Annotated in this window: 22 protein-coding genes; 14 read left to right on the forward strand and 8 right to left on the reverse strand. The window is 70.5% G+C overall.

The features are described 5' to 3' along the window. Positions 1-12: 12 nt before the first annotated feature. From OG729_RS30265 to OG729_RS30280, 4 genes are all read right to left on the reverse strand, one after another. Entirely contained in the window at positions 13-972 is a 960-nt protein-coding gene (locus OG729_RS30265; protein ID WP_360873734.1) for a COX15/CtaA family protein, read from the reverse strand. 122 nt (positions 973-1,094) lie between these two features. Beyond that, the gene (locus OG729_RS30270; protein ID WP_360873731.1) at positions 1,095-2,204 is read right to left on the reverse strand and encodes a hypothetical protein; all 1,110 of its coding nucleotides are present in this window, start codon (positions 2,202-2,204) and stop codon (positions 1,095-1,097) included. A gap of 133 nt (positions 2,205-2,337) precedes the next feature. Further along, positions 2,338-3,105 (reverse strand): ABC transporter permease, encoded by a 768-nt coding sequence (locus tag OG729_RS30275; protein WP_360873728.1) that lies wholly within the window; start codon positions 3,103-3,105, stop codon positions 2,338-2,340. A gap of 91 nt (positions 3,106-3,196) precedes the next feature. After that, a complete protein-coding gene (locus OG729_RS30280; RefSeq protein ID WP_360873725.1) occupies positions 3,197-4,120 on the reverse strand; it encodes an ABC transporter ATP-binding protein in 924 nt (307 codons plus the stop codon). A gap of 167 nt (positions 4,121-4,287) precedes the next feature. Between OG729_RS30280 and OG729_RS30285 the strand changes: the two genes are divergently transcribed. From OG729_RS30285 to OG729_RS30330, 10 genes are all read left to right on the forward strand, one after another. Further along, positions 4,288-7,860, forward strand: a complete 3,573-nt coding sequence (locus tag OG729_RS30285; protein WP_405809048.1) for a S8 family serine peptidase — start codon at positions 4,288-4,290, stop codon at positions 7,858-7,860. Positions 7,861-8,003: 143 nt separating this feature from the next. Next, entirely contained in the window at positions 8,004-8,744 is a 741-nt protein-coding gene (locus OG729_RS30290; protein ID WP_405809049.1) for a helix-turn-helix transcriptional regulator, read from the forward strand. Beyond that, a complete protein-coding gene (gene sufB / locus OG729_RS30295) occupies positions 8,741-10,162 on the forward strand; it encodes a Fe-S cluster assembly protein SufB (protein WP_405809051.1) in 1,422 nt (473 codons plus the stop codon). The genes OG729_RS30290 and sufB overlap by 4 nt, the downstream gene beginning before the upstream one ends. A gap of 155 nt (positions 10,163-10,317) precedes the next feature. Then, positions 10,318-11,514 (forward strand): Fe-S cluster assembly protein SufD, encoded by a 1,197-nt coding sequence (sufD, locus tag OG729_RS30300; RefSeq protein WP_360873715.1) that lies wholly within the window; start codon positions 10,318-10,320, stop codon positions 11,512-11,514. After that, positions 11,514-11,831 (forward strand): non-heme iron oxygenase ferredoxin subunit, encoded by a 318-nt coding sequence (locus OG729_RS30305; RefSeq protein ID WP_360873712.1) that lies wholly within the window; start codon positions 11,514-11,516, stop codon positions 11,829-11,831. Before sufD ends, OG729_RS30305 begins: the two co-directional genes overlap by 1 nt. A 7-nt stretch (positions 11,832-11,838) precedes the next feature. Further along, entirely contained in the window at positions 11,839-12,603 is a 765-nt protein-coding gene (sufC, locus tag OG729_RS30310; RefSeq protein WP_360873709.1) for a Fe-S cluster assembly ATPase SufC, read from the forward strand. Beyond that, positions 12,600-13,856 (forward strand): cysteine desulfurase, encoded by a 1,257-nt coding sequence (locus OG729_RS30315; protein WP_360873706.1) that lies wholly within the window; start codon positions 12,600-12,602, stop codon positions 13,854-13,856. The genes sufC and OG729_RS30315 overlap by 4 nt, the downstream gene beginning before the upstream one ends. 13 nt (positions 13,857-13,869) lie before the next feature. Next, positions 13,870-14,325 carry a Fe-S cluster assembly sulfur transfer protein SufU gene (gene sufU / locus OG729_RS30320; RefSeq protein WP_360873703.1) on the forward strand — a complete coding sequence of 152 codons (456 nt, stop codon included), beginning with the start codon at positions 13,870-13,872 and terminating at the stop codon, positions 14,323-14,325. Next, complete coding sequence (locus tag OG729_RS30325; RefSeq protein WP_360873700.1) at positions 14,322-14,660, forward strand: metal-sulfur cluster assembly factor; 339 nt, start codon at positions 14,322-14,324, stop codon at positions 14,658-14,660. Before sufU ends, OG729_RS30325 begins: the two co-directional genes overlap by 4 nt. Before the next feature lie 79 nt (positions 14,661-14,739). Further along, positions 14,740-15,105, forward strand: a complete 366-nt coding sequence (locus OG729_RS30330; protein WP_405809053.1) for a VOC family protein — start codon at positions 14,740-14,742, stop codon at positions 15,103-15,105. Here OG729_RS30330 and OG729_RS30335 read toward each other — a convergent pair. Continuing rightward, positions 15,102-16,187, reverse strand: coding sequence for a hypothetical protein (locus OG729_RS30335; RefSeq protein WP_405809054.1), 1,086 nt, complete (start codon positions 16,185-16,187; stop codon positions 15,102-15,104). The genes OG729_RS30330 and OG729_RS30335 overlap by 4 nt on opposite strands. Positions 16,188-16,263: 76 nt before the next feature. Beyond that, positions 16,264-16,791, reverse strand: a complete 528-nt coding sequence (locus tag OG729_RS30340; RefSeq protein ID WP_405809056.1) for a MarR family winged helix-turn-helix transcriptional regulator — start codon at positions 16,789-16,791, stop codon at positions 16,264-16,266. 104 nt (positions 16,792-16,895) lie between these two features. Between OG729_RS30340 and OG729_RS30345 the strand changes: the two genes are divergently transcribed. The 3 genes from OG729_RS30345 to dapD all read left to right on the forward strand — a co-directional run bounded on the left by OG729_RS30345 (position 16,896) and on the right by dapD (position 19,048). Beyond that, positions 16,896-17,216 carry a multidrug efflux SMR transporter gene (locus tag OG729_RS30345; RefSeq protein ID WP_360883876.1) on the forward strand — a complete coding sequence of 107 codons (321 nt, stop codon included), beginning with the start codon at positions 16,896-16,898 and terminating at the stop codon, positions 17,214-17,216. Further along, positions 17,216-17,761 carry a TetR family transcriptional regulator gene (locus OG729_RS30350; protein ID WP_360883873.1) on the forward strand — a complete coding sequence of 182 codons (546 nt, stop codon included), beginning with the start codon at positions 17,216-17,218 and terminating at the stop codon, positions 17,759-17,761. The genes OG729_RS30345 and OG729_RS30350 overlap by 1 nt, the downstream gene beginning before the upstream one ends. A 285-nt stretch (positions 17,762-18,046) precedes the next feature. Continuing rightward, positions 18,047-19,048: a 2,3,4,5-tetrahydropyridine-2,6-dicarboxylate N-succinyltransferase gene (gene dapD / locus OG729_RS30355; protein WP_405809058.1), complete on the forward strand. Its 1,002-nt coding sequence runs from the start codon at positions 18,047-18,049 to the stop codon at positions 19,046-19,048. A gap of 195 nt (positions 19,049-19,243) precedes the next feature. On the opposite strand, the gene dapA is transcribed toward dapD, so the two are convergent. Next, entirely contained in the window at positions 19,244-20,167 is a 924-nt protein-coding gene (gene dapA / locus OG729_RS30360; RefSeq protein WP_405809060.1) for a 4-hydroxy-tetrahydrodipicolinate synthase, read from the reverse strand. 175 nt (positions 20,168-20,342) lie between these two features. Continuing rightward, a complete protein-coding gene (locus OG729_RS30365) occupies positions 20,343-22,178 on the reverse strand; it encodes an endonuclease/exonuclease/phosphatase family protein (protein WP_405809062.1) in 1,836 nt (611 codons plus the stop codon). Between the two features lie 373 nt (positions 22,179-22,551). Here OG729_RS30365 and OG729_RS30370 point away from each other — a divergent pair, with 373 nt between their 5' ends. Continuing rightward, positions 22,552-23,997 (forward strand): hypothetical protein, encoded by a 1,446-nt coding sequence (locus tag OG729_RS30370; protein WP_360883861.1) that lies wholly within the window; start codon positions 22,552-22,554, stop codon positions 23,995-23,997. Positions 23,998-24,263 lie beyond the last annotated feature (266 nt).

The following is a 24,263-nucleotide window of genomic DNA, read 5'->3' on the forward strand; positions in this document are numbered from 1 at the left end:
GACGCCGGGCTGTCAGGCGTTCGAGAGCGCCGGGTCGGCCTGGGCCGGGACCTCCGCGGTCTCCTCGGGGCGCTCGCGCAGGCTCAGCGCGAGCCGCACCACCGCGATCCACATCAGCGCGGAGCCGAGCATATGGGCGGCGACCAGGGCCTCGGGGACATGCGTGAAGTACTGCACGTAGCCCACGGCCCCCTGGGCCAGCAGCACGAGCAGCAGGTCCCGGGCGCGCGCCCGGATGTCATCGGGGGCGTCGACCACCCGCAGCACCAGCCACATCGCGACGGCGAGCGCGCAGACCACCCATGCGGCGGCCGCGTGGACGTGTGCGGCGTCCACCCAGTCCCACGGCATGCGCGGCACCTGGCTGCTGTCGCCGGCGTGCTTGCCCGAACCGGTCACCGAGGTGCCCAGGGCGATCAGCAGCGCTGAGGTGACGACGATCGCCCACGACAGCTTGCGGACCGGGCGCGGGACGCGCGGGCGCGGTGTGCCGTCGCCCTCGCGGGCCCGCTGCCAGGTGAGGGTGGCAACCGTGAGGAGCCCGGTGGCGAGCATGAAGTGGCCCGCGACGGTCCAGGGGTTGAGGCCCGCCATGACCGTGATGCCGCCGAGAACGGCGTTGCCCATCACGATCCAGAACTGCGCCCAGGCCAGCCGGGTCAGCCGCCGGCGCCGCGGCCTGGCCGCGCTCGCCGCGATGATCGTCCAGCCGACGGCGGCCGACAGGACGTATGTCAGCATCCGGTTGCCGAATTCGATCGCGCCGTGGATGCCCTGCGCGGGCGTGGCGAAGAGGCTGTCGTCCGTGCACTTGGGCCAGGTGTCGCAGCCGAGACCGGAGCCGGTCAGCCGGACCGCGCCGCCGGTGACGATGATGACCACGCTCATGACGACGGCGGAGAGCGCGGCGCGCCGGACCGCCTCAGGGGTGGGCGTCCAGCGCTTGGCGATGTAGGCGAGGGGGGTTTGCACGGGCTCTATCGTAGGGCGGCGATTGTGCACGTTTTCACGAGGGGTCGGGTCCCGGCCGGTTGGGGGCCGGGTTCCGGGGCGCGGCCCGGCGGTTCCCGGGTCCGGTGCCGGCCGGTTCGGGGTCAGGACGGCGCGTACGTCCTTCGGAAGCGCGAGCCGTCCAGATGGTCCTCCTCCTCCCACCACACCGCGATCCGCCAGTGCGCCGACGTCGGCGGCCGGTACGGCGAGTTCAGGAACGCGTCCGTCAGCTCCGCCGCCACTGCTTCCGCGCTGCGGTCCGTGACGGCGTCCATGCCGCGCCAGGGGTACGTCATAGGGCGCCAGGTCCCGTCCGCGGCATCCCGTACGTCGAAGCGCCACACCGCGCGCCAGGACCGCGCCCGCAGGATCCTGCGGACCTCTGCGCCTTCCAGCCGCAGCCCCTCGGCGATCGCATCCGGCTCCACGCCCTCGATGCGCGCCGCCACCACGGCGAGCGGCAGCAGCCGTGCCGGAAGGAGCTCCTGGGTACGCAGCCGGATCAGCCCGCCGTCGAAGGGGCAGCGCCGCAGCCTGCGTTCCAGCTGGTCGCCGAGGTGTTCCAGGGCGGCGGCAGGCCTGGACTCGCTCGCCTCGGAGTCCGGCCACAGGGCGTGGAACTCCCGCTCCGCCCGTACCGCCCAGGCCGCGGCCTCCACCGGCTGCCCCAGCTCCTCCAGCCGGTCGCCGAGGAAGACATGGGCCTGGGCAAGACCCTCCCGGTTCCGCGGGTCCGACGGGTCAAGACCCTCCCAGACCTCGATGGCCCGACGGGTGGCCGCCAGCGCGGCCAGCCCGTCCGCGCGATCGCCGGGCGGCGGCTGCTCACCGTCCGGCTGGAACGCGTACCGCGGCAGACCCAGCTCGTCGCTCAGCGGCTCGGCGAGATAGACGGCCTGGCTGATCAGCGCCCTGGCGTACCAGCGGGCGTGCTCCGGGTCGTGCCGGGCGGGCTCCTCGCAGCGCCGGACCGCGTCGTCGGCGGCGGTCAGGGCCTCCGCACGGCGGCCGGTGTCGAAGTGGTGCCGCGCCAGATCGCCGTAGCGCAGGCTGAGCCTCGCGGTGAGCGAGAGGTCGTCCTCGGCGTGCGGGGCGAGTGCGGCGATCAGTTCCGTCAGCATGCGCTCGCGTGCGCGGGGCGAGACGCCGGGCCTGCCGGACCTGACCTTGGCCCATTCCGCGTCCAGTCGCAGTGCGGCAGTCCGCTCCATCGAGGCCTCCCACCGTGCGGATCCCGGGCGGATCTTGGCAGGCTCATACTGGCCCGTGAGTCAGTGCGAACGGAAGACACCTGGCCCGGCGGAAGACCTGTGGGCTTACTCCCAGGACCTGCGGGCTCCGGGCCTAGTCCCAGCGGAACAGCCGGGCGGCCGCGCCCAGGCCGAGCACCGCCCAGACGGCGAGGATGCCGAGATCGCCCCACGGCATCGCGGCACCGTGCTGAAGCACATCGCGCAGACCGTCCGAGAGCGCCGAGATCGGCAGCAGCGCGAGGACCGACTGGACAGAGTCCGGGAACTTGTCCAGCGGCACGATCACCCCGCCGCCGACCAGCAGAAGCAGGAAGACCAGGTTGGCGGCGGCGAGCGTCGCCTCGGCCTTGAGCGTCCCGGCCATCAGCAGCCCGAGGCCGGAGAAGGCGGCGGTGCCGAGAACGAGCAGCAGCAGGACGGCGAACGGGTTGCCCTGCGGGGACCAGCCGAGCGCGAAGGCGATGACCGTCAGCAGGACGATCTGCAGCACCTCGGTGACCAGTACGGAGAGGGTCTTCGCGGTCATCAGCGCCCAGCGGGGGAGCGGCGACGCGCCGAGCCGCTTGAGTACTCCGTACCGCCGCTCGAAGCCCGTCGCGATGGCCTGGCCGGTGAAGGCGGTGGACATCACGGCCAGCGCGAGGACACCGGGAGTCAGGAAGTCGACCGCACTGCCTGCTCCCGTGTCGATGATGTCGACCGTCGAGAACAGCACCAGCAGGAGCGACGGGATGATCACGGTGAGCAGCAGCTGCTCGCCGTTGCGCAGCAGCATCTTCGTCTCGAACGACGCCTGCGCCGCGATCATCCGTCCGACCGGAGCCGCCCCGGGGTTCGGCGTGTACGTACCGGCGCTCATCAGCGCAGCTCCTTACCGGTCAGCTCCAAGCTGTGTTTTCCCGGGGGACAACCCCCGGACCCCCGGCCGAGACCGGCGTCATCCCGCGCCATCACCGCAGCTCCTTACCGGTCAGCTCCAAAAACACGTCCTCGAGGGTGTGGCGCTCGACCGAGATGCCGTCCGGCATCACGCCGTGCTGCGCGCACCAGGACGTCACGGTCGCAAGCAGCTGCGGGTCGACCTGGCCGGTGATGCGGTACGCGCCGGGCGTGAGCTCCGCGGCCTCCGTGCCGTCCGGCAGTGCCTTCAGCAGTGAGCCGACGTCGAGGCCCGGCCGACCGGTGAAGCGCAGGGTGTTCTCGGCGCCGCCGCGGCAGAGCTGCTCCGGGCTGCCCTGGGCTATGGCCCGGCCCGCGTCGATGATCGCGACGTTGTCCGCCAGTTCTTCGGCTTCGTCCATGAAATGCGTGGTCAGGACGGTGGAGACGCCGTCGGCGCGGAGCTCGCGGACCAGCTCCCAGGTGGATCTGCGGGCCTGCGGGTCGAGGCCCGCGGTCGGCTCGTCCAGAAAGACGAGCTCGGGGCGGCCGACGATGGCCATCGCCAGTGCGAGCCGCTGCTGCTGGCCGCCGGAGAGCCGCCGGTAGGTGGTGCGGCCGCAGTTGCCGAGGCCGAGCCGTTCGATGAGCGCGTCCACATCGAGCGGGTGGGCGTGCAGCTTCGCCATATGGCGGAGCATCTCCTCGGCGCGGGCGCCCGAGTACACGCCGCCGGACTGGAGCATCACGCCGATCCTGGGCCGCAGCCTCGCCGCGTCGGCGACGGGATCGAGGCCGAGCACCCGCACGGTGCCCGCGTCGGCACGGCGGTAGCCCTCGCAGGTCTCGATCGTGGTGGTCTTGCCGGCTCCGTTGGGGCCGAGGACGGCGGTCACGCAGCCGTGGGGGACCTCGAGGTCGAGCCCGTCCACGGCCGTCTTGGATCCGTACCGCTTGACCAGGCCACGGATCTGGACGACGGACTCGCTTCGCATGCCGGGCAGTCTAGGCGGGGGTCGAAGGCCCCCGAGGGGCGGGGCCGGGACGCCTGGGGTGCCGGGGGCGGAATGGCCTGAACTGACTCCTGAGGCGTTCTTCACATGAACCTGCCAATTCCTTCACGATCGAGTGTCGGTACGGACCCACTCACGAAGGAGAGTTCGTGGCTAGACGCACCCCGGGACGGCGCAGAGCCTTGGCCGCCCTGACCGCAGTGGCCGTGGCCCTGCCCATCGCGCTCGGCGCCGCCCCGGCCCAGGCACAGCAACCTGACGCGGCCTTATCCGCCGCACCGTCCGCGTATCGGACCAAGACCGAGGCCGGCGTCCTCGCGCAGCTCGACGCCAAGAACAGGGCGACCTTCTGGGTCGCCCTGACGCATGAGGCCGACACATCCGCCGCCCGCAGAGCCAAGGGCAAGAGTGCCAAGGCGCGCACCCTGTACGAAACGAAGCTGGCGTACGCGACGAAGTCCCAGGCCGGGCTGCGGGCCCTGCTGGACGGCGCCGGCGTCCGCTACGAGTCGTTCTGGATCGCCAACACCCTCAAGGTGACCGCCGGCAAGGCGCTCGCCGAGAAGATCGCGGCCCGCTCCGACGTCGCAGCACTGGAGGCCGACGACCCGATCACCATCCCCGATCCGCTGCCGGGCCGGAACGAAGCGCGCCTGGACGCTGTCGAGTGGAACGTCGACCGGATCAACGCCCCCAAGGTCTGGTCCGAACTCGGCATACGCGGCGAGGGCGTGGTCGTCGCCAGCATCGACTCCGGCGTGCAGTTCGACCACCCGGCCGTGAAGGCCAAGTACCGCGGGCTGAAGTCCGACGGCAGCGTGGACAACGCCTACAACTGGTTCGACCCGGCAAAGATCTGCACCACCGCCGCACCGTGCGACAACAACGGTCACGGCACCCACACCATGGGCACCATGGTCGGCGACGACGGCGCGGGCAACCAGATCGGCGTCGCCCCCGGCGCCAAGTGGATCGCCGCCAAGGGCTGCGAGACCAGCTCCTGCAGCCGCGACTCGCTGCTGCGCTCCGGCCAGTGGATCGTCGCGCCCACCGACCCCGCGGGTGCCAACCCCCGCCCCGACCTCGCACCCGACGTGGTGAACAACTCCTGGGGCAGTGCCGTCATCGACCCCTGGTACAAGGAGGTCGTGCAGTCGTGGCGCGACGCGGGCATCTTCCCGGCGTTCTCCAACGGCAACAGCGGTCCGGGCTGCAACACCTCCGGATCTCCCGGCGCGTACACGAACTCGTACTCCTCCGGCGCCTTCGACATCAACAACACCATCGCGTCGTTCTCCTCGCGCGGCACCGGTGAGGCCGGCGGCCTCAAGCCCAATCTGGCCGCCCCGGGCGTCAACGTCCGCTCCTCCTGGACCGGCGGCGGCTACAACTCCATCTCCGGTACGTCGATGGCCTCTCCACACACCGCCGCCACCGTGGCGCTGATGTGGTCGGCCGCGCCCGCGATCCGCGGCAATGTCGCCGAGACCGAGAAGCTCCTCGACGCCACCGCCGTCGACGTGGACAACACCACGTGCGGCGGCACGGCCGCCGACAACAACGTCTTCGGCGAGGGCCGCCTCGACGCGTACGCCGCCGTCACGGCCACCCCGCGCGGCGCGCTCGGTGCGGTCAGCGGCAAGGTCACCACCGCCGCGGGCCCGCTCGCCGACGCCACCCTGCGCTTCGAGGGCCCGATGAAGACGACGGTCACAAGCGGCGCCGACGGCGGCTACGCCCTGCCCAAGCTGATGGTCGGCGACTACACGGTGAGTGTCGCCAAATTCGGATACGGCACCGCGCAGGGCTCCGTCACCGTCGTCGAGAACGGCAGCACGGTCAGGGACTTCGCGCTCGACGAGGCGGCCTCAGCCGATGTCACCGGCAAGATCACCGGTTACGCCGGCGCCGAGGCGGGCGCCGTCGTCACCGCCCAGGGCACCCCGGTCACCACCAAGTCCGCCGCCGACGGCAGCTACACGCTGCGTCTCCCGGTCGGCACGTACGACCTCGCCGTCACCCCCGGCCACCGCTGCGCATCGGCGACCAGCGTGCGCGTCGAGGTCAGCGGCAGTACGGCGAAGGACATCGTGCTGCCCGACCGGACCGACGCCTTCGGCACCGCCTGCGCACTGGGCGGCGGCGACTTCCCGGCCGGCGCCACCAAGCTGGCGTACACCAGCACCACCTTCGGCACGGCCTCCTTCGAGCTGCCCTTCCCGGTGGCCTTCTACGGCCGCACCTACCGGGCGGCGACCGCGTCCATCGACGGGGTGCTCTCCTTCGGGACCGCCTCCACATCGAGCACCAACAGCACCCTGCCCACCAGCTTCGCCCCGAACGGCTCGCTCTATCCGTTCTGGGACAACCTCACGGTCGACGCCGACGCGGGCGTGTACTGGTCCGCGACCGGCAGCGCCCCGCACCGGAAGATCGTCGTCGAGTGGCGCAACGCGCTGATCGCCGCGACCACTTCCGAGCGGGTCTCCTTCGCGGCGGTCCTCGGCGAGGACGGCTCCGCGTCCTTCCACTACAAGGACATCTCCGGAACCGGCTTCGAGAACGGCTCGGGCGCGACCATCGGCGCCGAGAACGCGACCGGCACCGACGCGCTGCTCTACTCCTTCAACGAGGGCACCGTTCGCGACGGCCTGAGCATCGGCTTGCGTACCACCAGGAGCGCAGTCGTGGCCGGCCGGATCACCGACGCCAACGACGGCAAGCCGGTCGCGGGCGCAGCCGTGGCCGTGAGCAGCGGCGGCGCGGCCACCGGCAGCGATGTCACCGGCGCCGACGGCGGCTATCTCCTCCAGGTGCCCGCCGACGCCTCGTACGACATCGCCGTCTCCGCCCCCGCCTACACCGGGGCGAGCGCGAGGCAGACCCCGAAGCCCGGCGAGATCGCGGTGTCGGACGCCGTGCTCAAGACCGGCCGGGTGGCCGCCGACAGCACCTCGCTGACCGTCGTCGCCCCGGCGGCCCAGCAGCGCACCCGCGCGCTCACCCTCGCCAACACCGGCTCCGACACGCCCTTCACGATCGCCGAGAAGGACGGCAAGAGCTGGATCAAGGTCGCGCCCGGCACCGGACAGCTGCCGGCCGGGGCCGCGCAGAAGGTGGCTCTGAGCATCGACACCACGGGAGCCGCTCCCGGCACGGTCCTGGCCGGGACCCTGCAGGTGAAGTCCGAGAGCGGCCGGAGGCCCGTGATCGACATCCCGGTGAAGGTGGTCGTTCCCGCCTACCGGACGGCCATCGACACCGGCACGGCCACGTCCTCGGTGGACGCGCTGGGTGACGCCTGGAGCCCGGACCGCAAGCACGCCACCGGCGCGTACGGATATCTGGGCAGCGCCAGTGAGATCTCCACCAGCCGGGCCATCACCGGGGCTGCCGACCCCAAGCTCTACCGGACCGCCCGGCAGGGCATGTACGAATACCGCTTCGACGGGCTGCCGGCCGGCACCTACCGGATCGAGCTGGGCTTCGCCGAGCTCAGCTCCAAGGACCCGACGGACCGGGTCTTCGACGTGATGGCCGAGGGGACGCAGTACGTACCGAACCTCGACCTGGCGCTGGAAGCGGGCGTCCGCACGGCGCACGACCGCGCCTTCACGGTCCAGGTGACGGACGGCCAGCTCAACCTGCGATTCGTGGCGAATTCCGGCAAGACTCTGGTGAATTCGATCAGGGTCACCGACCGCCCCGATCTGGTGGGCTGATTCTCAGGGAAATACCTGGTCAGGGCCCGTCCGGCGGCAGCCGGGCGGGCTCTTTGCTTAGGTGACCCTTAGTGATGAAGCGCACCGGCTCACGCCTTGGACGGCAGTTGTCAGCGCCAGAGGAATTACGCAACAATGGTGTTGTGAAAAACGTTGGCGAGGCTCCCCACGAGGAACTCGCGACCGGAGAGCGTTCCACACGCAACCGGGTCGCGCGCTCCGTCCTGGACCACGGCCCGTCCACCGTCGCCGATCTCGCGACCCGGCTCGGCCTCACCCAGGCAGCCGTACGCCGCCATCTCGATTCGCTCGTCTCGGACAATGTGGTCGAGCCCCGCGAGCAGCGGATCTACGGCGCGCGCACGCGCGGGCGGCCCGCCAAGGTGTTCGCCCTCACCGACTGCGGCCGGGATGCCTTCGACCAGTCCTACGACACGCTGGCCGTCGATGCGCTCCGCTGGATCGAGCGGTCCGCAGGCGGCGGGGAAGCGGGAGAGGCGGCCGTCGCCGCCTTCGCCCGGGACCGGCTCGAGACACAGGCCAAGGCCTACCGCGCGGCGATAGAAGCCGCGCCCGCCGAGGAGCGCACCGAAGCGCTGGCCAAGGCCTTGAGCGTCGACGGGTACGCTGCTACGGCGCGTAGCGCACCGGTCGGCGAACAGCTCTGCCAGCACCACTGCCCGGTCGCCCATGTCGCCGAGCAGTACCCACAGCTGTGCGAGGCGGAGACGGAGACCTTCTCCCGCCTCCTGGGAACACATGTGCAGCGTCTCGCCACCATCGCCCACGGCGACGGCGTCTGCACCACGTTCATCCCGCACGGCGCCCCACAGACCAGCACACCACCAGCATCTGAAAGCACGGCCGGGAGGAACCCCGCATGACTCTCCCCACGGAGACTGCCCACCCCGAACTCGAGGGTCTGGGTACGTACGAATTCGGCTGGGCCGACTCCGACGCGGCAGGCGCCGCGGCCAAGCGCGGTCTCTCCGAAGCCGTCGTACGCGACATCTCGGCGAAGAAGAACGAGCCGGAGTGGATGCTGAAGCTGCGCCTGAAGGGGCTGCGGCTGTTCGGCAAGAAGCCCATGCCGAGCTGGGGCTCGGACCTGTCGGGCATCGACTTCGACAACATCAAGTACTTCGTGCGCTCCACGGAGAAGCAGGCGGAGTCCTGGGAGGACCTGCCCGAGGACATCAAGAACACCTACGACAAGCTCGGCATCCCCGAGGCGGAGAAGCAGCGCCTGGTCGCCGGCGTCGCCGCCCAGTACGAGTCCGAGGTCGTCTACCACCAGATCCGTGAGGACCTGGAGGAGCAGGGCGTCATCTTCCTCGACACGGACACCGCGCTGAAGGAGCACCCGGAGCTCTTCCAGGAGTACTTCGGCACGGTCATCCCGGTCGGCGACAACAAGTTCGCCTCGCTGAACTCGGCCGTGTGGTCCGGCGGATCGTTCATCTACGTGCCGAAGGGCGTGCACGTCGACATCCCGCTGCAGGCCTACTTCCGTATCAACACGGAGAACATGGGCCAGTTCGAGCGGACGCTGATCATCGTCGACGAGGACGCCTACGTCCACTACGTCGAGGGTTGTACGGCCCCGATCTACTCTTCCGACTCGCTGCACAGTGCCGTCGTCGAGATCATCGTCAAGAAGGGCGGCCGCTGCCGCTACACGACGATCCAGAACTGGTCGAACAACGTCTACAACCTGGTCACCAAGCGGGCCGTGGCCTACGAGGGCGCGACCATGGAGTGGGTCGACGGCAACATCGGCTCCAAGGTGACGATGAAGTACCCGGCCGTCTACCTGATGGGCGAGCACGCCAAGGGCGAGACCCTGTCCATCGCCTTCGCGGGCGAGGGCCAGCACCAGGACGCCGGCGCCAAGATGGTCCACATGGCCCCGAACACCTCCTCCAACATCGTCTCCAAGTCGGTGGCGCGAGGCGGCGGCCGTACCTCCTACCGCGGTCTGATCGAGATCGGCGAGGGCGCGCCGGGCGCGAAGTCCAATGTGCTCTGTGACGCGCTGCTGGTCGACACGATCTCCCGCTCGGACACCTACCCCTACGTGGACGTCCGCGAGGACGACGTGTCCATGGGCCACGAGGCGACCGTCTCCAAGGTCTCCGAGGACCAGCTCTTCTACCTGATGAGCCGTGGCATGACCGAGTTCGAGGCGATGGCGATGATCGTGCGCGGCTTCGTCGAGCCGATCGCCAAGGAACTGCCGATGGAGTACGCGCTGGAGCTCAACCGGCTGATCGAGCTGCAGATGGAGGGCTCCGTGGGCTGAGCGCCCGGCAGCGACGACCAACGACCCCGGGCTCAGCCGCTGAGCCCCGAGCACGCCGCACGGCGGCAGGGCAGGGCAGCGCCGAAAGGCGCCGCCGGTCCCGCCGCCGACGGCGGGCGAGTACGACGAGGCAGAAAGCGAGCAGTACGACAGCCATGGCTCAGGCCCAGAACATCCCGGCGGGTGCCACCACCTCCGGCTCCATCACGGCGGGAGCCGTCGCGGTGGCCGCCGAGTCGACCGTCGCCACCCGTATGAGTGCGCCCCCGTCCTTCGACGTGGCGGACTTCCCGGTGCCGCACGGCCGCGAGGAGGAGTGGCGTTTCACTCCCCTGGAGCGGCTGCGCGGTCTGCACGACGGCACCGCGATCGCCACCGGCAACGGCATCAAGGTCGACATCGACGCGCCCGAGGGCGTCATCATCGAGACCGTCGGCCGTGACGACGCGCGGCTCGGCAGGGCCGGCACCCCGGTGGACCGGGTGGCCGCCCAGGCGTACTCCTCCTTCGAGAAGGCCTCGGTCGTCACCGTGCCCAAGGAGACCGTGCTCACCGAGCCGGTCCGGATCGCCGTGCACGGCGAGGGCGGCACCGCCTTCGCCCACCAGGTCATCGAGCTCGGCGCCTTCGCCGAGGCCGTCGTGGTCATCGACCACACCGGTGACGCGGTGCTCGCCGCCAACGTCGACTATCTGCTCGGCGACGGCGCGAAGCTCACCGTCGTCGCCGTCCAGGACTGGGACGACAAGGCCGTCCATGTCTCCCAGCACAATGCGCTGGTCGGCCGGGACGCCTCCTTCAAGTCGATCGTGGTGACCTTCGGCGGCGACGTCGTACGTCTGCACCCGCGCGTGCAGTACGCGGGCACCGGCGGCGAGGCCGAGCTCCTCGGTCTGTACTTCACCGACGCCGGCCAGCACCAGGAGCACCGCCTCCTGGTCGACCACAACGCCCCGCACTGTCGCTCCAACGCCGCCTACAAGGGCGCGCTGCAGGGCCAGGACGCGCACGCGGTGTGGATCGGCGACGTCCTGATCGAGGCCAAGGCCGAGGGCACGGACACGTACGAGATGAACCGCAACCTCGTTCTCACGGACGGCGCGCGGGTCGACTCCGTGCCGAACCTGGAGATCGAGACCGGCGAGATCGTCGGTGCCGGTCACGCCTCCGCCACCGGCCGCTTCGACGACGAGCAGCTCTTCTACCTGCAGTCCCGCGGCATCCCGGCCGACGAGGCCCGCCGCCTGGTGGTCCGCGGCTTCTTCGCCGAGCTGGTCCAGAAGATCGGCCTGCCCGACGTCGAGGAGCGCCTGCTCGCCAAGATCGACGCGGAGCTGGAGGCGTCCGTCTGATGGCCTTCGTCCGAGCCTGTGGGCTGAGCGAGCTGGAGGAGAGCACCCCCAAGCGGGTGGAGCTCGACGGCACGCCCGTGTCCGTCGTCCGCGCCGAGGGGGAGGTGTTCGCGATCAACGACATCTGCTCGCACGCGAACGTCTCGCTCTCGGAGGGCGAGGTCGAGGACTGCTCGATCGAGTGCTGGCTGCACGGCTCCAGCTTCGACCTCCGTACCGGTAAGCCGAATGGCCTGCCCGCGACGCGCCCCGTCCCCGTATACCCCGTAAAGATCGAAGGGGACGATGTGCTCGTCTCCGTCACCCAGGAGTCCTGAGTCACCCATGGCAACGCTTGAAATCCGCGACCTGCACGTCTCCGTCGAGGCCGAGAACGGCCCCCGCGAGATCCTCAAGGGCGTCGACCTGACCGTGAAGCAGGGTGAGACCCACGCCATCATGGGCCCCAACGGCTCCGGCAAGTCGACCCTCGCGTACTCGATCGCGGGCCACCCCAAGTACACGATCACCAGTGGCACCGTCACCCTCGACGGCGAGGACGTCCTGGAGATGACCGTCGACGAGCGCGCCCGCGCCGGCATGTTCCTGGCCATGCAGTACCCGGTCGAGGTCCCCGGCGTCTCGGTCTCCAACTTCCTGCGTACGTCGGCGACGGCGATCCGCGGCGAGGCCCCCAAGCTCCGTACGTGGGTGAAGGAGGTCAAGACGGCCATGGAGCAGCTCCAGATGGACCCGGCCTTCGCCGAGCGCAATGTGAACGAGGGCTTCTCCGGCGGTGAGAAGAAGCGCCACGAGATCCTTCAGCTGGAGCTCCTCAAGCCGAAGATCGCGATCCTCGACGAGACCGACTCCGGCCTGGACGTCGACGCGCTGCGCCAGGTGTCCGAGGGCGTCAACCGCGTCCACGCGACCGGCGAGGTCGGCACCCTGCTGATCACGCACTACACGCGCATTCTGCGCTACATCAAGCCCGACTTCGTGCACGTGTTCGCGAATGGCCGCATCGCCGAGTCCGGCGGCGCCGAGCTCGCCGACAAGCTCGAGGCCGAGGGCTACGAGGCATACACGAAGGGTGGCGTATCCGCGTGACACAGCTGCCGGGCCTCCTCGACACCGAGGCGATCCGCAAGGACTTCCCGATCCTGGACCGCGTGATCCACGACGGGAAGAAGCTCGTGTACCTGGACAACGCGGCGACGTCACAGACGCCGCGCCAGGTGCTCGATGTGCTGAGCGAGTACTACGAACAGCACAATGCCAACGTCCACCGCGGTGTTCATGTGCTCGCCGAGGAGGCCACGGCGCTGTACGAGGGAGCCCGTGACAAGGTCGCGGCCTTCATCAACGCGCCGAGCCGCGACGAGGTGATCTTCACGAAGAACGCCTCGGAGTCGCTCAACCTCGTGGCCAACATGCTCGGCTGGGCCGACGAGCCCTACCGCGTGGACCGCGAGACCGAGATCGTCATCACGGAGATGGAGCACCACTCCAACATCGTTCCGTGGCAGCTGCTGTCGCAGCGCACCGGCGCGAAGCTGAAGTGGTTCGGCCTCACCGACGACGGCAGGCTCGACCTGTCCAACCTCGACGAGATCATCACCGAGAAGACGAAGATCGTCTCCTTCACGCTGGTCTCCAACATCATGGGCACGGTCAACCCGGTCGATGCCATCGTCCGCCGTGCGCAGGACGTCGGCGCCCTGGTGCTGCTCGACGCCTCGCAGGCCGCGCCGCACATGCCGCTGGACGTCCAGGCGCTCGGCGCCGACTTCGTGGCCTTCACCGGCCACAAGATGTGCGGCCCGACGGGCATCGGAGTGCTGTGGGGCCGCCAGGAGCTGCTCGAGGATCTTCCTCCGTTCCTCGGTGGCGGCGAGATGATCGAGACGGTGTCGATGCACTCGTCGACCTACGCCCCCGCGCCGCACAAATTCGAGGCCGGTACGCCCCCGATCGCCCAGGCCGTCGGCCTCGGCGCGGCCGTGGACTACCTCACCTCGATCGGCATGGACAAGATCGCCGAGCATGAGCACGCCCTCACCGAGTACGCGGTGAAGCGGCTGCTCGAGGTCCCCGACCTGCGCATCATCGGCCCCACCACGGCCGAGGACCGCGGCGCGGCGATTTCCTTCGTGCTGGGAGACATCCACCCGCACGACGTGGGCCAGGTCCTGGACGAGCAGGGCATCGCGGTCCGGGTCGGCCACCACTGCGCGCGGCCCGTCTGCCTGCGGTACGGAATTCCTGCGACCACGCGAGCGTCGTTCTATCTGTACTCCACGCCGTCGGAGGTCGACGCGCTGATCGACGGGCTGGAGCACGTCCGGAACTTCTTCGGCTGAGGTTGGGTGACTGGTGAAGCTTGATTCGATGTACCAGGAAGTCATCCTGGACCACTACAAGCACCCTCACGGGCGTGGTCTGCGGGATGGCGATGCCGAGGTGCACCACGTCAATCCGACGTGCGGCGACGAGATCACACTCCGTGTGAAGTACGAGGGTTCGCTGATCGCGGACGTCTCGTACGAGGGCCAGGGCTGCTCCATCAGCCAGGCCAGCGCCTCCGTACTGAACGAGCTTTTGGTCGGCAAGGAGCTCGCCGAGGCGCAGAAGATCCAGGCGGCCTTCCTGGAGCTGATGCAGTCGAAGGGCCAGATCGAGCCGGACGACGCGATGGAAGAGGTGCTGGAGGACGCGGTCGCGTTCGCCGGTGTCTCCAAGTACCCGGCCCGGGTGAAGTGCGCGCTGCTGAGCTGGATGGCATGGAAGGACGCGACGGCGCAGGCGCTGTCCGAAGGGAAAACGGCATGACTGACAACGAGACCGCCACGGTGAAGCCGGCCTCCGAGGAGGAGGTCCGCGAGGCGCTGTACGACGTCGTCGACCCCGAGCTGGGTATCGACGTGGTCAACCTCGGCCTGATCTACGGCATCCACATCGACGACTCCAATGTCGCGACCCTGGATATGACGCTGACGTCCGCGGCGTGCCCGCTGACCGACGTCATCGAGGACCAGGCGAAGTCGGCGACGGACGGCATCGTCAACGAGCTGAAGATCAACTGGGTCTGGATGCCGCCGTGGGGCCCGGACAAGATCACGGACGACGGCCGCGAGCAGCTGCGCGCGCTGGGCTTCAACGTCTGAGTCTGTTTGCTGATGCGTGTAGGGCCCCCGGCGGTGAGCCGGGGGCCCTACACGTATGTGTGCGTGCCACCCTGTGGCCATGGGGCTGAAGCTGTATCAGATCGCTGTCGACGCAGACGACCTGAAGGGCCTGGCGCGCTTCTGGTGCCAGGTCCTGGACTGGAAGGTCGTCTACGAGGCCGATGACGAGGTTGTCATCGGTGCGGACGAGACCGCCCTGCCGGGGATCGTCTTCCTCCCCGTACCCGAGCCGAAGACGGTCAAGAACCGGCTGCATCTCGACCTGACGCCCGACGACCAGGCCGCAGAGATCGAACGGCTGCTGGCCCTCGGGGCGCGACGGGCGGACGTCGGGCAGGGGGAGGACGTGACGTGGGTGGTGCTGGCGGATCCCGAGGGCAATGAGTTCTGCGTGCTGCGGCCGAAGAAGACGCTGCTCGACTAAGAAGGGGGCTGGTACGAGGGCGGCGTGGGGGCGGCTGCCTCCGCCAGGGCCGCGGCCAGGTTCTCCCGGCGGATGCGCTGGTCGACGTAGAGCAGGCTCGTCACCAGCTGAGGGAACACGGCGACGAAGATCTGGCCGATCAGCTGGGTCACCATCAGCACGATCAGTACGCCGCCGAGCGAGACCAGGACCTGCGAAGCCGTCGGGTCGGGGCCGAAGTCCGAAGTGCCCACCGTGCCGGGGAACATGCCCAGCAGGTTGACCGGCAGCTGGATGATGTAGCTCGCCACGCCCGCGATGGCCGCGGCGAGCAGCGTGATTCCGAAGATCCGCCACCAGTCGCCGCGGACCAGGTGCGCCGAGCGGCGCATAGCCGCGAGGGCGCCCTGGCGTTCGAAGACGGCGGCCGCGGGGGCGAGGCTGAACTTCACCCAGAGCCAGACGGCCACCGGCGCGGTGGCCAGGGCGCCGAGGAAGGCCAGCGGGGGCACGATCAGCGGCCCGGTGCCTATCGCGATGAGCGCGATCACCAGGGTGACGAAGGCCGTGAGGAACAGCGCGAGCGGGATCAGGAGGATCAGAGAGGTGAGGAACACCGTGCCGATGACGGCCGGTACGCCCGCCGCGGCCCGTCGCCAGACCACGCCGAACGTGGTGGGCTTGCCCAGCACGGCGTCCTGGAGCGTCGCCGGGCAGGCGGCGTAGACCATCGCGGTGGCGAGCAGCATCGCGATCATGGTGGTGCCCCATACGGCGAGGAAGGCGAAGAGCAGCGGCCGGATGTCCTCCCAGGCCGGGGCCTGCGCCTCGTCGAGGTGTTTGATCCTGTCGACGTGATCGGCGACGAGGGCGTAGGCAATTGCCAGGGCCGCGCCGGCGACGGCTGCCGCGGCGCCGTAGGCGGCCAGGGCTATGCCGAGCAACTGCTTCCAGTAGCGGCCCATCGTGGCGAACGCCCCGCCCAGGATGTCGCCGAGGCCGAGCGGGTGCAGCGGTATCACTCCGGGCTTGGGTGGCGGCGGGGGCATCCAGCCGCCCCAGCCGGGAGGAGGTCCGGCCGGGGGGATGTTTCCGTAAGCCACTGAGGTGTCTCCCGCGCGTCGCAAGTCTGGTGTGCCTGATCGGACGGGACACCGTAGCGGGGCGGCGCCGGTGGGGTCACTGCGGCCCCCTCCCCTCGCTCCTCGCCTCGGTCTTTGCCTCGGCTTTTGCCTCGCGCCGCGTCTCGCTCCTCGTCTCCGCCGTCGCCTCGCGCAGCGCGGGCGTCGCCTGCTCGAAGTAGCGGAGCAGGACGCGCAGTTCGTCGGGGCCGAAGCCCTCGAAGACCTCGGCCATCCGGCTGCGGGCCGCGCCGAAGGCCGCCTCGTCCTGCTCGCGTGTGAGCGGTACGGCCTCGACGACGACGCGTCGGCGGTCGGCTGCGTCGGGCCCGCGGCGGACCCAGCCGGCCCGCTCCAGCCGGTCGACCAGCCGGGTGGTGGCGCTCTGCGAGAGGCCGATGCGTTCGGCGAGTGCGCCGGTGGTGAGGGGGCCCGCGAGCTCCAGGGCGTTGAGGGCGTACACATCCGTGGGGTTCTGCCCGAGGGTGTCGGCGGCCGCCTGGCCGTGCAGGACGACGGCGGTCAGATAGCCGCGGTAGATGTCTGCGAGCCGCCCGAGCAGCGGTCCGCGGTCCTGGTTGGACATGGCGCTCCATCCCGTCCATTGCATGTGTGCAAGCAAGGTTAGTCCGGTTCTGAGGCGCGAGGAGTTGTGTACAGGCGTACGCAACGATGTGTACACTCGTACGCATGGGATACGGACTGCTGGCTGCGGCGATCGCGGCGGAGGTGGCCGGGACGACGGCCATGAAGTACAGCGAGGGCTTCACCAGGCTCTGGCCCTCGTTGCTGACCGTCGTGGGCTATGTGCTCGCCTTCTCGCTGCTCGCGCAGACGCTGAAGACGCTGTCGGTGGGCACCGCGTACGCGATCTGGGCCGGTGCCGGCACCGCCGCGATCGCCGCGATCGGCATGGCCTTCATGGGTGAGTCGACCAGCCTGGCCAAGATCACGGGCATCGCTCTGGTGATCGCCGGGGTCGTCGTGCTCAACATGGGCGGTGCCCACTGATGGGCCGGAGGTACGACCCCGAGCGGCGTCAGCGCATCATCGACGCGGCGATCCGGGTGGTGGGCAGCAAGGGGATCGCCGGGCTCAGTCACCGCTCGGTTGCGGCGGAGGCGGATGTGCCGCTCGGCTCGACCACGTACCACTTCGCCTCCCTCGACGAACTGCTGGTCGCCGCGCTGCGCCAGACCAATGAGGGCTTCGCGGCGGCGGTGCGCAACAGCGGCGCCCTCGCCGACCCGGAAGCGGATCTCGCCGGGGAGCTCGCCCGGCTGATGGGTCAGTGGCTCGCGGGGGAGCGCACCGGGGTGGAGCTGGAGTACGAGCTCTACCTGGCGGGCCTGCGGCGCCCGGCGCTGCGGCCGGTCGCCGCGGAGTGGTGCGAAGGGCTGGCGGAGCCGCTGGCCAGGCGGACCGATCCGGTCACAGCGCGGGCGCTGGTGGCGCTGATGGATGGGATCTGTCTGCAGGTGCTGCTGACGGATGCGCGGTACGAAGAGGAGTACGCGCGGGAGATGCTGGCGCGGATCATCGACGCGAGCGCGTGACGCGTCCGGGAGCGCCGGGCCTCCGTCCGGCGGGCTCGCCGGGCGGGCCAGGCTGCATCTGTAGGAGCCCGTCTGCCTGGCTCCACGGCACGGGGCACCCGGCGCGCCTGGGTCGACGACCCCGTTTTCCGGCCGCTTGCTCGGCCTCGCCGAGGGACCGGGCGTTCCGGCGCCGGGCCGCGGGCCCATTCACGGTGTCCTTGTCGGAGGCCGCCGGGCGCTGCGTGGAGACCGGGAACTGAGACCGGTTCGCCCCCGCGGGCCTCGGGCGGTTAGCGTTCGACCATGACTGACTCGCCCGACAGCACCACTGCCACCCGCACCAACGGCGCCGTCGCCGCCGGACTCGCCACCCTCGCCGCCGACGGCACCGTCCTCGACACCTGGTTCCCCGCCCCCGAGCTCGTCGCCGAGCCCGGGCCCGCCGGGACCGAGCGGCTGACCGCCGAGCGGGCCGTCGAGCTGCTCGGCGAGGGCGCCGCCAAGGCGGTCGGCCCGGACGCCCGCCGCGGCGTCGAGGTTGTCGCCGTCCGTACGGTCGTCGCCTCGCTCGACGACAAGCCGCTGGACGCCCACGACGCGTATCTGCGGCTGCACCTGTTGAGCCACCGGCTGGTCAAGCCGCACGGCCAGAGCCTGGACGGCCTCTTCGGGCTGCTCGCCAACGTCGCCTGGACCTCGCTCGGCCCGGTCGCCGTCGACCAGGTGGAGACCGTGCGGCTGAACGCCCGCGCCGAGGGTCTGCACCTCGCCGTGACGAGCGTCGACAAGTTCCCGCGGATGACGGACTACGTCGCGCCCAAGGGCGTACGCATCGCCGACGCCGACCGCGTCCGGCTCGGCGCGCACCTCGCCGAGGGCACGACCGTCATGCACGAAGGCTTCGTCAACTTCAACGCCGGCACGCTCGGCACGTCGATGATCGAGGGCCGCATCTCCGCGGGCGTCGTCGTCGGCGACGGCTCGGACATCGGCGGCGGCGCGTCCACCATGGGCACCCTCTCCGGCGGCGGCAACGTCCGCATCGTCATCGGCGAGCGCTGCCTGATCGGCGCCGAGGCGGGCGTCGGCATCGCGCTCGGCGACGAGTGTGTCGTCGAGGCCGGTCTGTACGTCACGGCCGGCACCCGCGTCACCATGCCCGACGGACAGATCGTCAAGGCCCGCGAGCTCTCCGGCGCGAGCAACATCCTCTTCCGCCGCAACTCGGTCACGGGCGCGGTCGAGGCTCGCCCGAACAACGCGGTCTGGGGCGGTCTCAACGAAGTCCTGCACAGCCACAACTAGGTCCTGTCCGGTCGATCAGGCCGGATCAGTGAGTGGGGGTTCCCCCACGCCCCCAGGGCGTAGGGGGAGGGTCTGGCGTGGTGCATCGCAAGGCGGAGGATGGGGGTCCCCCCGCCGAAGGCAGGGGGAGAGCCCACGCGGAGCGTAGGCGACTGACGACAACGCAGCGTGGGGGTACCTCCCGTGCCCGAAGGGCTACGGGGGAGTGCCGTGCCAGGGCACGCGAGCCCGGCAAGATCGGCCGGACACGCTGAGCAACTCCTCGTACGCCTTGCGCAGCCCGTCGACCGCCTCGCGGCCGGCGGGCTGCAGCGGTTCCCGGACCGGGCCCGCGGCCAGCAGCGCCTTGGCCGTCACCGTGCCCGGCAGGCCGGACGCCATCATCAACTCGGTCAGCGGGAGCGTGAGTTGATTCAGCCGCGTGGCCTCGGCGGTGTCGCCCTTGTCGTACGCGTCGAGCACCGCGCGCAGCTGCCGCGCGGCCACATTCGCGACCGTGCTCACAAACCCCGCGCCACCCACCGCGTACAGCGGCAGATTCAGCTCCTCGCTGCCCGAGTAGTACGCCAGCGAGGTGCGCGCGATCACCTTGGCCGAGCCGAGCAGGTCGTACGCGCAGTCCTTGACGGCCACGATGCGCGGATGCTCCGCCAGCCGCAGCAGGGTCCCCACCTCGATACGTGTGCCGGTGCGCCCGGGGATGTCGTACAGCATCACGGGCAGACCGGTGGCGTCCGCGACGGTACGGAAATGCGCCTGGAGCGCGTCCTGCGGCGGGCGGCTGTAGTACGGAGTGACCACCAACAGACCGTCCGCGCCCGCCTCTTCGGCCGCCCGGGCCAGCTCGACGGTGTGGCGCGTGGAGGAGGTGCCGACACCCGCCACCACGTACGCGCTCTCTCCGATCGCCTCGCGTACGGCCCGTACCAGCGCGGTCTTCTCGGCGTCGCTGGTCGTCGGGGACTCGCCTGTGGTGCCGCTGAGGACCAGTCCGTCGCAGCCCTCGGCCACCAGGCGGACGGCGAGGCGGGCGGCCGCCTCCGGGTCCAGCTCGCCGGTGGGGCCGAAGGGCGTGATCATTGCGCAGAGCGCGCGGCCGAAAGGGCGTGGTGTGGTCATGCTTCGCAGTCTCAACCCCACGACTGTGAAGGTCTACTTAGTTCTTCTTGGGGTGAGGGGAAAGCAAGGCTGAACAGTGACGACGTGCACCGCGAGGCACGGTGGCGGCGTGAGCCGCTACACGCCCGCACTGAGCTTCAGGAGCTTCGGCGCGGGCGCGTAGCAGTAAGGACGGTTACGGACGGAAGCGCAGCACCTGCGGGTCGTGGTCGCTGTTCTGGTCCGCGAACTCCGCGTTGATGTGCACGCTGTCGTACGCGAAGTCGCCGATCGACGGGCTGATCAGGATCTGGTCCAGGACCTGGCTGTTGCCCTGGTAGACGTACGAGTAACGCTCGCTGCGCGGCAGGGACTTGACCGCCGGGTAGAGCGCGCCGCCGTCGGTGAGCGCCTTGGTCGTCGCCGAGAACTCGAAGTCGTTGATGTCGCCCAGGACCAGGACGTCGGCGCGACGGTCGGTCTTGAGGACGTCCTTGACGAAGGCGTTCACGGCCTGCGCCTGCAGCAGACGCTTGGCCTCGGAGGAACGGTTCGGCGGCTGGTGGTGCGAGGTCAGCCCCTCGTCGCCGCCCTTCGAGCCGAAGTGGTTCGCGATCACGAAGACCGTGCGGCCGCGGAAGGTGAACTCGCCCGCGAGCGGCTTACGGCTGCTCTCCCAGGCGGAGTTCGCCGGGTCGATCCGGCCGGGGGAGAGAGTGAGGGCCGCGCGGCCCTTGTCCGCCACGACGCCGGTCGCCGTCTTCGCGTCGCCGCCCGCGCGGTCGGTGAAGGAGACCCGCTGAGGGTTGAAGAGGAAGACCTGGCGGATGTTGCCGCCGGGCTCGCCGCCGTCCTTGTTGTTCTCGGGGTTGATCGAGCGCCAGTCGTAGGCCGGGCCGCCGGCCGCGGCGATCGCCGCGGTGAACTTCTTCACCGTCTCGTCGGCGGCGACCGTGCCGTCGTTCTTGGCGCCGTTGTTGTCCTGGATCTCCTCCAGGGCGACGATGTCGGGCGAGGCGAGGTTGTTGACGACGGCCTTCGCCAGCGCGTCGAACTTCTCCTGCGGGTCGGTCGGGTCGAGGTTCTCCACGTTGTACGTGGCGACCGCGAGCTCGCCGCGCCCCTGCTTGCAGGTCGCCTCGGGCTTCAGGCCGCGGTCGGTGACCGTGCCGAGGGTGCGTGCCGTGATCGTGTAGCCGCCGAACTGGTTGAAGTCCAGGGGGCCTTCGGTCGTCCCGGCGAGGACGTCGCCGACGTTCGCCTTGGGGAAGGGCTGCTGGGCGAGCGGCGTCAGCGACTGGATCTGCAGGCGCCCGGTGTTCTGGGCGGTGTACGAACCGTAGACCGCGCCGCCGCGGCGGTTCGGGTTCTCGTGCGGCTTCACCGTCACCCACAGCTCGGCGTACGGGTCGGTGGCGCCGACTACGCGCGAAGTGCCGATGCGGACGTTCGTGCCCTCCAGGGACTCGTAGTAGTCCAGGGCGTACGTGCCGGGCTGGAGCGGGAGCGCGTTGATGCTGTTGCCGGCCGCCGCGTCGCCGGACGGGGCGTACGCGGAGGGCACCGACCGTGCGGTGATCGTGACCGGTGCGGGCAGCGGGTTCTGGGAGGAGACCACGGTGACGGCCGGCTTGGCGATCTGGGTGAGCGACTGGTTGCCGGAGGAGGTGCCGCCGGGGATGTACTCGCCGACGGTGCCGCTGACCAGCACGCTGTCGCCCACGGCGACGGTCGGGTTGGAGCCGGTGTAGACGAAGATGCCCTCGCTGGTGGCCGGGTCGGCGTCGGCCTGCGGGTCCTGGAACCAGAAGCCCTTGGAGCCGTAGGTCCGTACGCCCGTGACGATGCCGGGGATGCCGGTCACCTGCTGTCCGGCCAGCGGGGATATCCGGGTGGTGCCCTGGATGTCATGGATCCGGACCTCGGCGGCGGAGTCTGCGGAGGCGGCGGACGATCCGGCGAGCAGGCCGGCGGCCAGCGCGGCGGCGACGACAGCCGCGACGGCCGTTCTCGGTACGACGGAGGAAGGCATCAAGGAACTCCGGAAGTGTGAGGGATGAGGGTGATGCAGTGCGGTGCATTTGGTCTACGCGCGTCAATCTCTTGGTTGCACAGGGGAGTTGTCAAGAGTTGACGGGTGTACACCGATCGAAGGGCGGGTGAACCGGGCTGCCGGCGCCGCGGGGGCCGCGCAGGGCGGGGCTGTTTGCGCAGCGTGCGCGGGCTGTCTCAGGCAGCGAGGGCGGGCTGTCCCGCGCCGCGTGTGCGGGCCGACCTGCGAACCGTGGCCGGGCTGCTTGCGCTTCGCGGCCGAGCGCGGCGAAACCCGGTGAAATGCGTCTACGCTTGGGGCCGCCCACAGGGCCGCCGCCCGGAACCCCGTACGCGCCGAGGAGAACCACCAGATGCCCGAAGACCGCCCCACCCTGCCGCCGGTGCGGCTGCACTCGGACGCGGAACTGGCGCGGGACGCGCTCGCCGCGCCGCTGCTGACCAGGGCCGTACGGCTCGCCCGCTGGGCGGGGCCGGACACGCGGGTCGGCGCGGGGGGCGAACTCGTCGACGAGCAGCTGCCCGCGGCCGCCGAAGAGCTGGGCCTCGGGTCAGACGACGACGGCCCGGCGTACGCGAGCGAGGCATGGCGTACCGCCGTCGACACCGGGCTGGTGGAAGTCCAGGACCCGGCCGACGACGACGCCGAGTACGGCACGGCCGCCGCGGGGGAGACCCTTGCGGTGATCATCTCCGGCGGGCCGCAGGACATCCTCGCCATCTGGCTGGACGCGCTCGAGGTCGTGCACGCCGACGCCATCGCGCCGGTACTGGACGAGCTGACCGACGCGATCGCCGAGAACGGCGAGATCGACTACGGCGCGCTGGACTGGGACCCGGACGCGGAGGCGGAGTTCCTCGACGGGGTCCTGGGGAATCTGTATCTGCTGACCGTCACGGAGGGCGGCGCGGAGGGGCCGGTGCCGCTGCCCGCGCTCGCGGCGTCGATGATCGTGCCGGACGACATGGGCGAGCCCACGGACGACGTGCTGGAGCAGGTGTCGGTGGCGATGATGCGGCTGGACGACCAGTTCCGCCTGTTCGAGGAGGTGGGCCTGGTCGAATACCGGCCGGTGGACGAGGCGTTGATGGCGGAGGAGGGCGAAGAGCCCGCACCGCCGGTGGACGACGAGGACGTCTCCCGGTACGGGATGGTCAGGCTCACCCCGCTCGGTCTCTACGGCATCAGAGCGCGGATGTTGGAGGCGGGGATCGACGCGCCGGCAGTGGGGGAGCTGGCGGACAAGGGCGCGGACGTTCTGCTGGACGGTCTTGCGCACTTCCCGGAGCTGGCGGCGCGGGCGGAGACGGAGCAGTGGCTGGCCCGGCGAGGGCCGGCCGACGCCGCGCGCGAAATCCTTGGGGCGGCGAGGGGCGCGGACTCGGGCGGTCCGCTGCGCCGCCTGCACTGCCAGCAGGCGCTGGCCCTGGTGGGCCCGCAGGCCGAACCGGAGGTACGGGCGGTCCTCGACGACGCCGAGCTCGGCGGGTTGGCGCGGGTGTGGCTGGCGGAGCGCGGCGCGAGTGATGTGCCGGCGCCGCCGGAGTCGATGATCTTCTGGCTGGCGATCGACACGATTGCGGCGCAGCTGGACGCGGAGGGGGAGCTGGAGGAGCTCCAGGGCCTGGTGGAGGGGCTGGTCGGTCAGCACAGCGGGTTCTTCGACGCGGCCTGGCGGGTGGAGCACCCGGCGACGGCGGATGTGCTGGAGGCGATGGGGCGGCTGCACCGGGACAAGAGGGCGGCCAAGGAAGCGCGCAAGGCGGCGTTCAAGGCGCGGTCACGGTCGGGGGGTTGAGGCTCGCGCCGCACCGGGGGCGTGTCTCCGCCGGTTTCTTCAACCGGGGCTCCGCCCGGACCCTCCCCCTACGCCCTGCGGGCGTGGGGGGACCCCCACGCCTCAAACGCCGGCGGGGCTGAAGTTGAGCCCGTCTGGGGGCCCCGGACGAAGTCTGGGGGAGATTGAGGACACGCGCGAAGCGCGTACTGGGGGTCCAGCGGGCGAAGCCCCCACTCGTCCGGGGCGCCCGGAAACGCAGGGCGCCGGCTTCGCCGCGCGGGCGC

This window comes from Streptomyces sp. NBC_00210, assembly GCF_045160975.1.
Lineage (GTDB): Bacteria > Actinomycetota > Actinomycetes > Streptomycetales > Streptomycetaceae > Streptomyces.

What these genes read in the sequence shown, in the direction of transcription:
- OG729_RS30270 (WP_360873731.1), bottom strand. Translation starts at nt 2,204, where the DNA reads ATGGAGCGGACTGCCGCACTGCGACTGGACGCGGAATGGGCCAAGGTC.
- OG729_RS30275 (WP_360873728.1), bottom strand. Translation starts at nt 3,105, where the DNA reads ATGAGCGCCGGTACGTACACGCCGAACCCCGGGGCGGCTCCGGTCGGA.
- OG729_RS30280 (WP_360873725.1), bottom strand. Translation starts at nt 4,120, where the DNA reads ATGCGAAGCGAGTCCGTCGTCCAGATCCGTGGCCTGGTCAAGCGGTAC.
- sufB (WP_405809051.1), top strand. Translation starts at nt 8,741, where the DNA reads ATGACTCTCCCCACGGAGACTGCCCACCCCGAACTCGAGGGTCTGGGT.
- sufD (WP_360873715.1), top strand. Translation starts at nt 10,318, where the DNA reads ATGGCTCAGGCCCAGAACATCCCGGCGGGTGCCACCACCTCCGGCTCC.
- OG729_RS30305 (WP_360873712.1), top strand. Translation starts at nt 11,514, where the DNA reads ATGGCCTTCGTCCGAGCCTGTGGGCTGAGCGAGCTGGAGGAGAGCACC.
- sufC (WP_360873709.1), top strand. Translation starts at nt 11,839, where the DNA reads ATGGCAACGCTTGAAATCCGCGACCTGCACGTCTCCGTCGAGGCCGAG.
- OG729_RS30325 (WP_360873700.1), top strand. Translation starts at nt 14,322, where the DNA reads ATGACTGACAACGAGACCGCCACGGTGAAGCCGGCCTCCGAGGAGGAG.
- OG729_RS30330 (WP_405809053.1), top strand. Translation starts at nt 14,740, where the DNA reads ATGGGGCTGAAGCTGTATCAGATCGCTGTCGACGCAGACGACCTGAAG.
- OG729_RS30340 (WP_405809056.1), bottom strand. Translation starts at nt 16,791, where the DNA reads ATGTCCAACCAGGACCGCGGACCGCTGCTCGGGCGGCTCGCAGACATC.
- OG729_RS30345 (WP_360883876.1), top strand. Translation starts at nt 16,896, where the DNA reads ATGGGATACGGACTGCTGGCTGCGGCGATCGCGGCGGAGGTGGCCGGG.
- OG729_RS30350 (WP_360883873.1), top strand. Translation starts at nt 17,216, where the DNA reads ATGGGCCGGAGGTACGACCCCGAGCGGCGTCAGCGCATCATCGACGCG.
- dapD (WP_405809058.1), top strand. Translation starts at nt 18,047, where the DNA reads ATGACTGACTCGCCCGACAGCACCACTGCCACCCGCACCAACGGCGCC.
- dapA (WP_405809060.1), bottom strand. Translation starts at nt 20,167, where the DNA reads ATGACCACACCACGCCCTTTCGGCCGCGCGCTCTGCGCAATGATCACG.
- OG729_RS30365 (WP_405809062.1), bottom strand. Translation starts at nt 22,178, where the DNA reads ATGCCTTCCTCCGTCGTACCGAGAACGGCCGTCGCGGCTGTCGTCGCC.
- OG729_RS30370 (WP_360883861.1), top strand. Translation starts at nt 22,552, where the DNA reads ATGCCCGAAGACCGCCCCACCCTGCCGCCGGTGCGGCTGCACTCGGAC.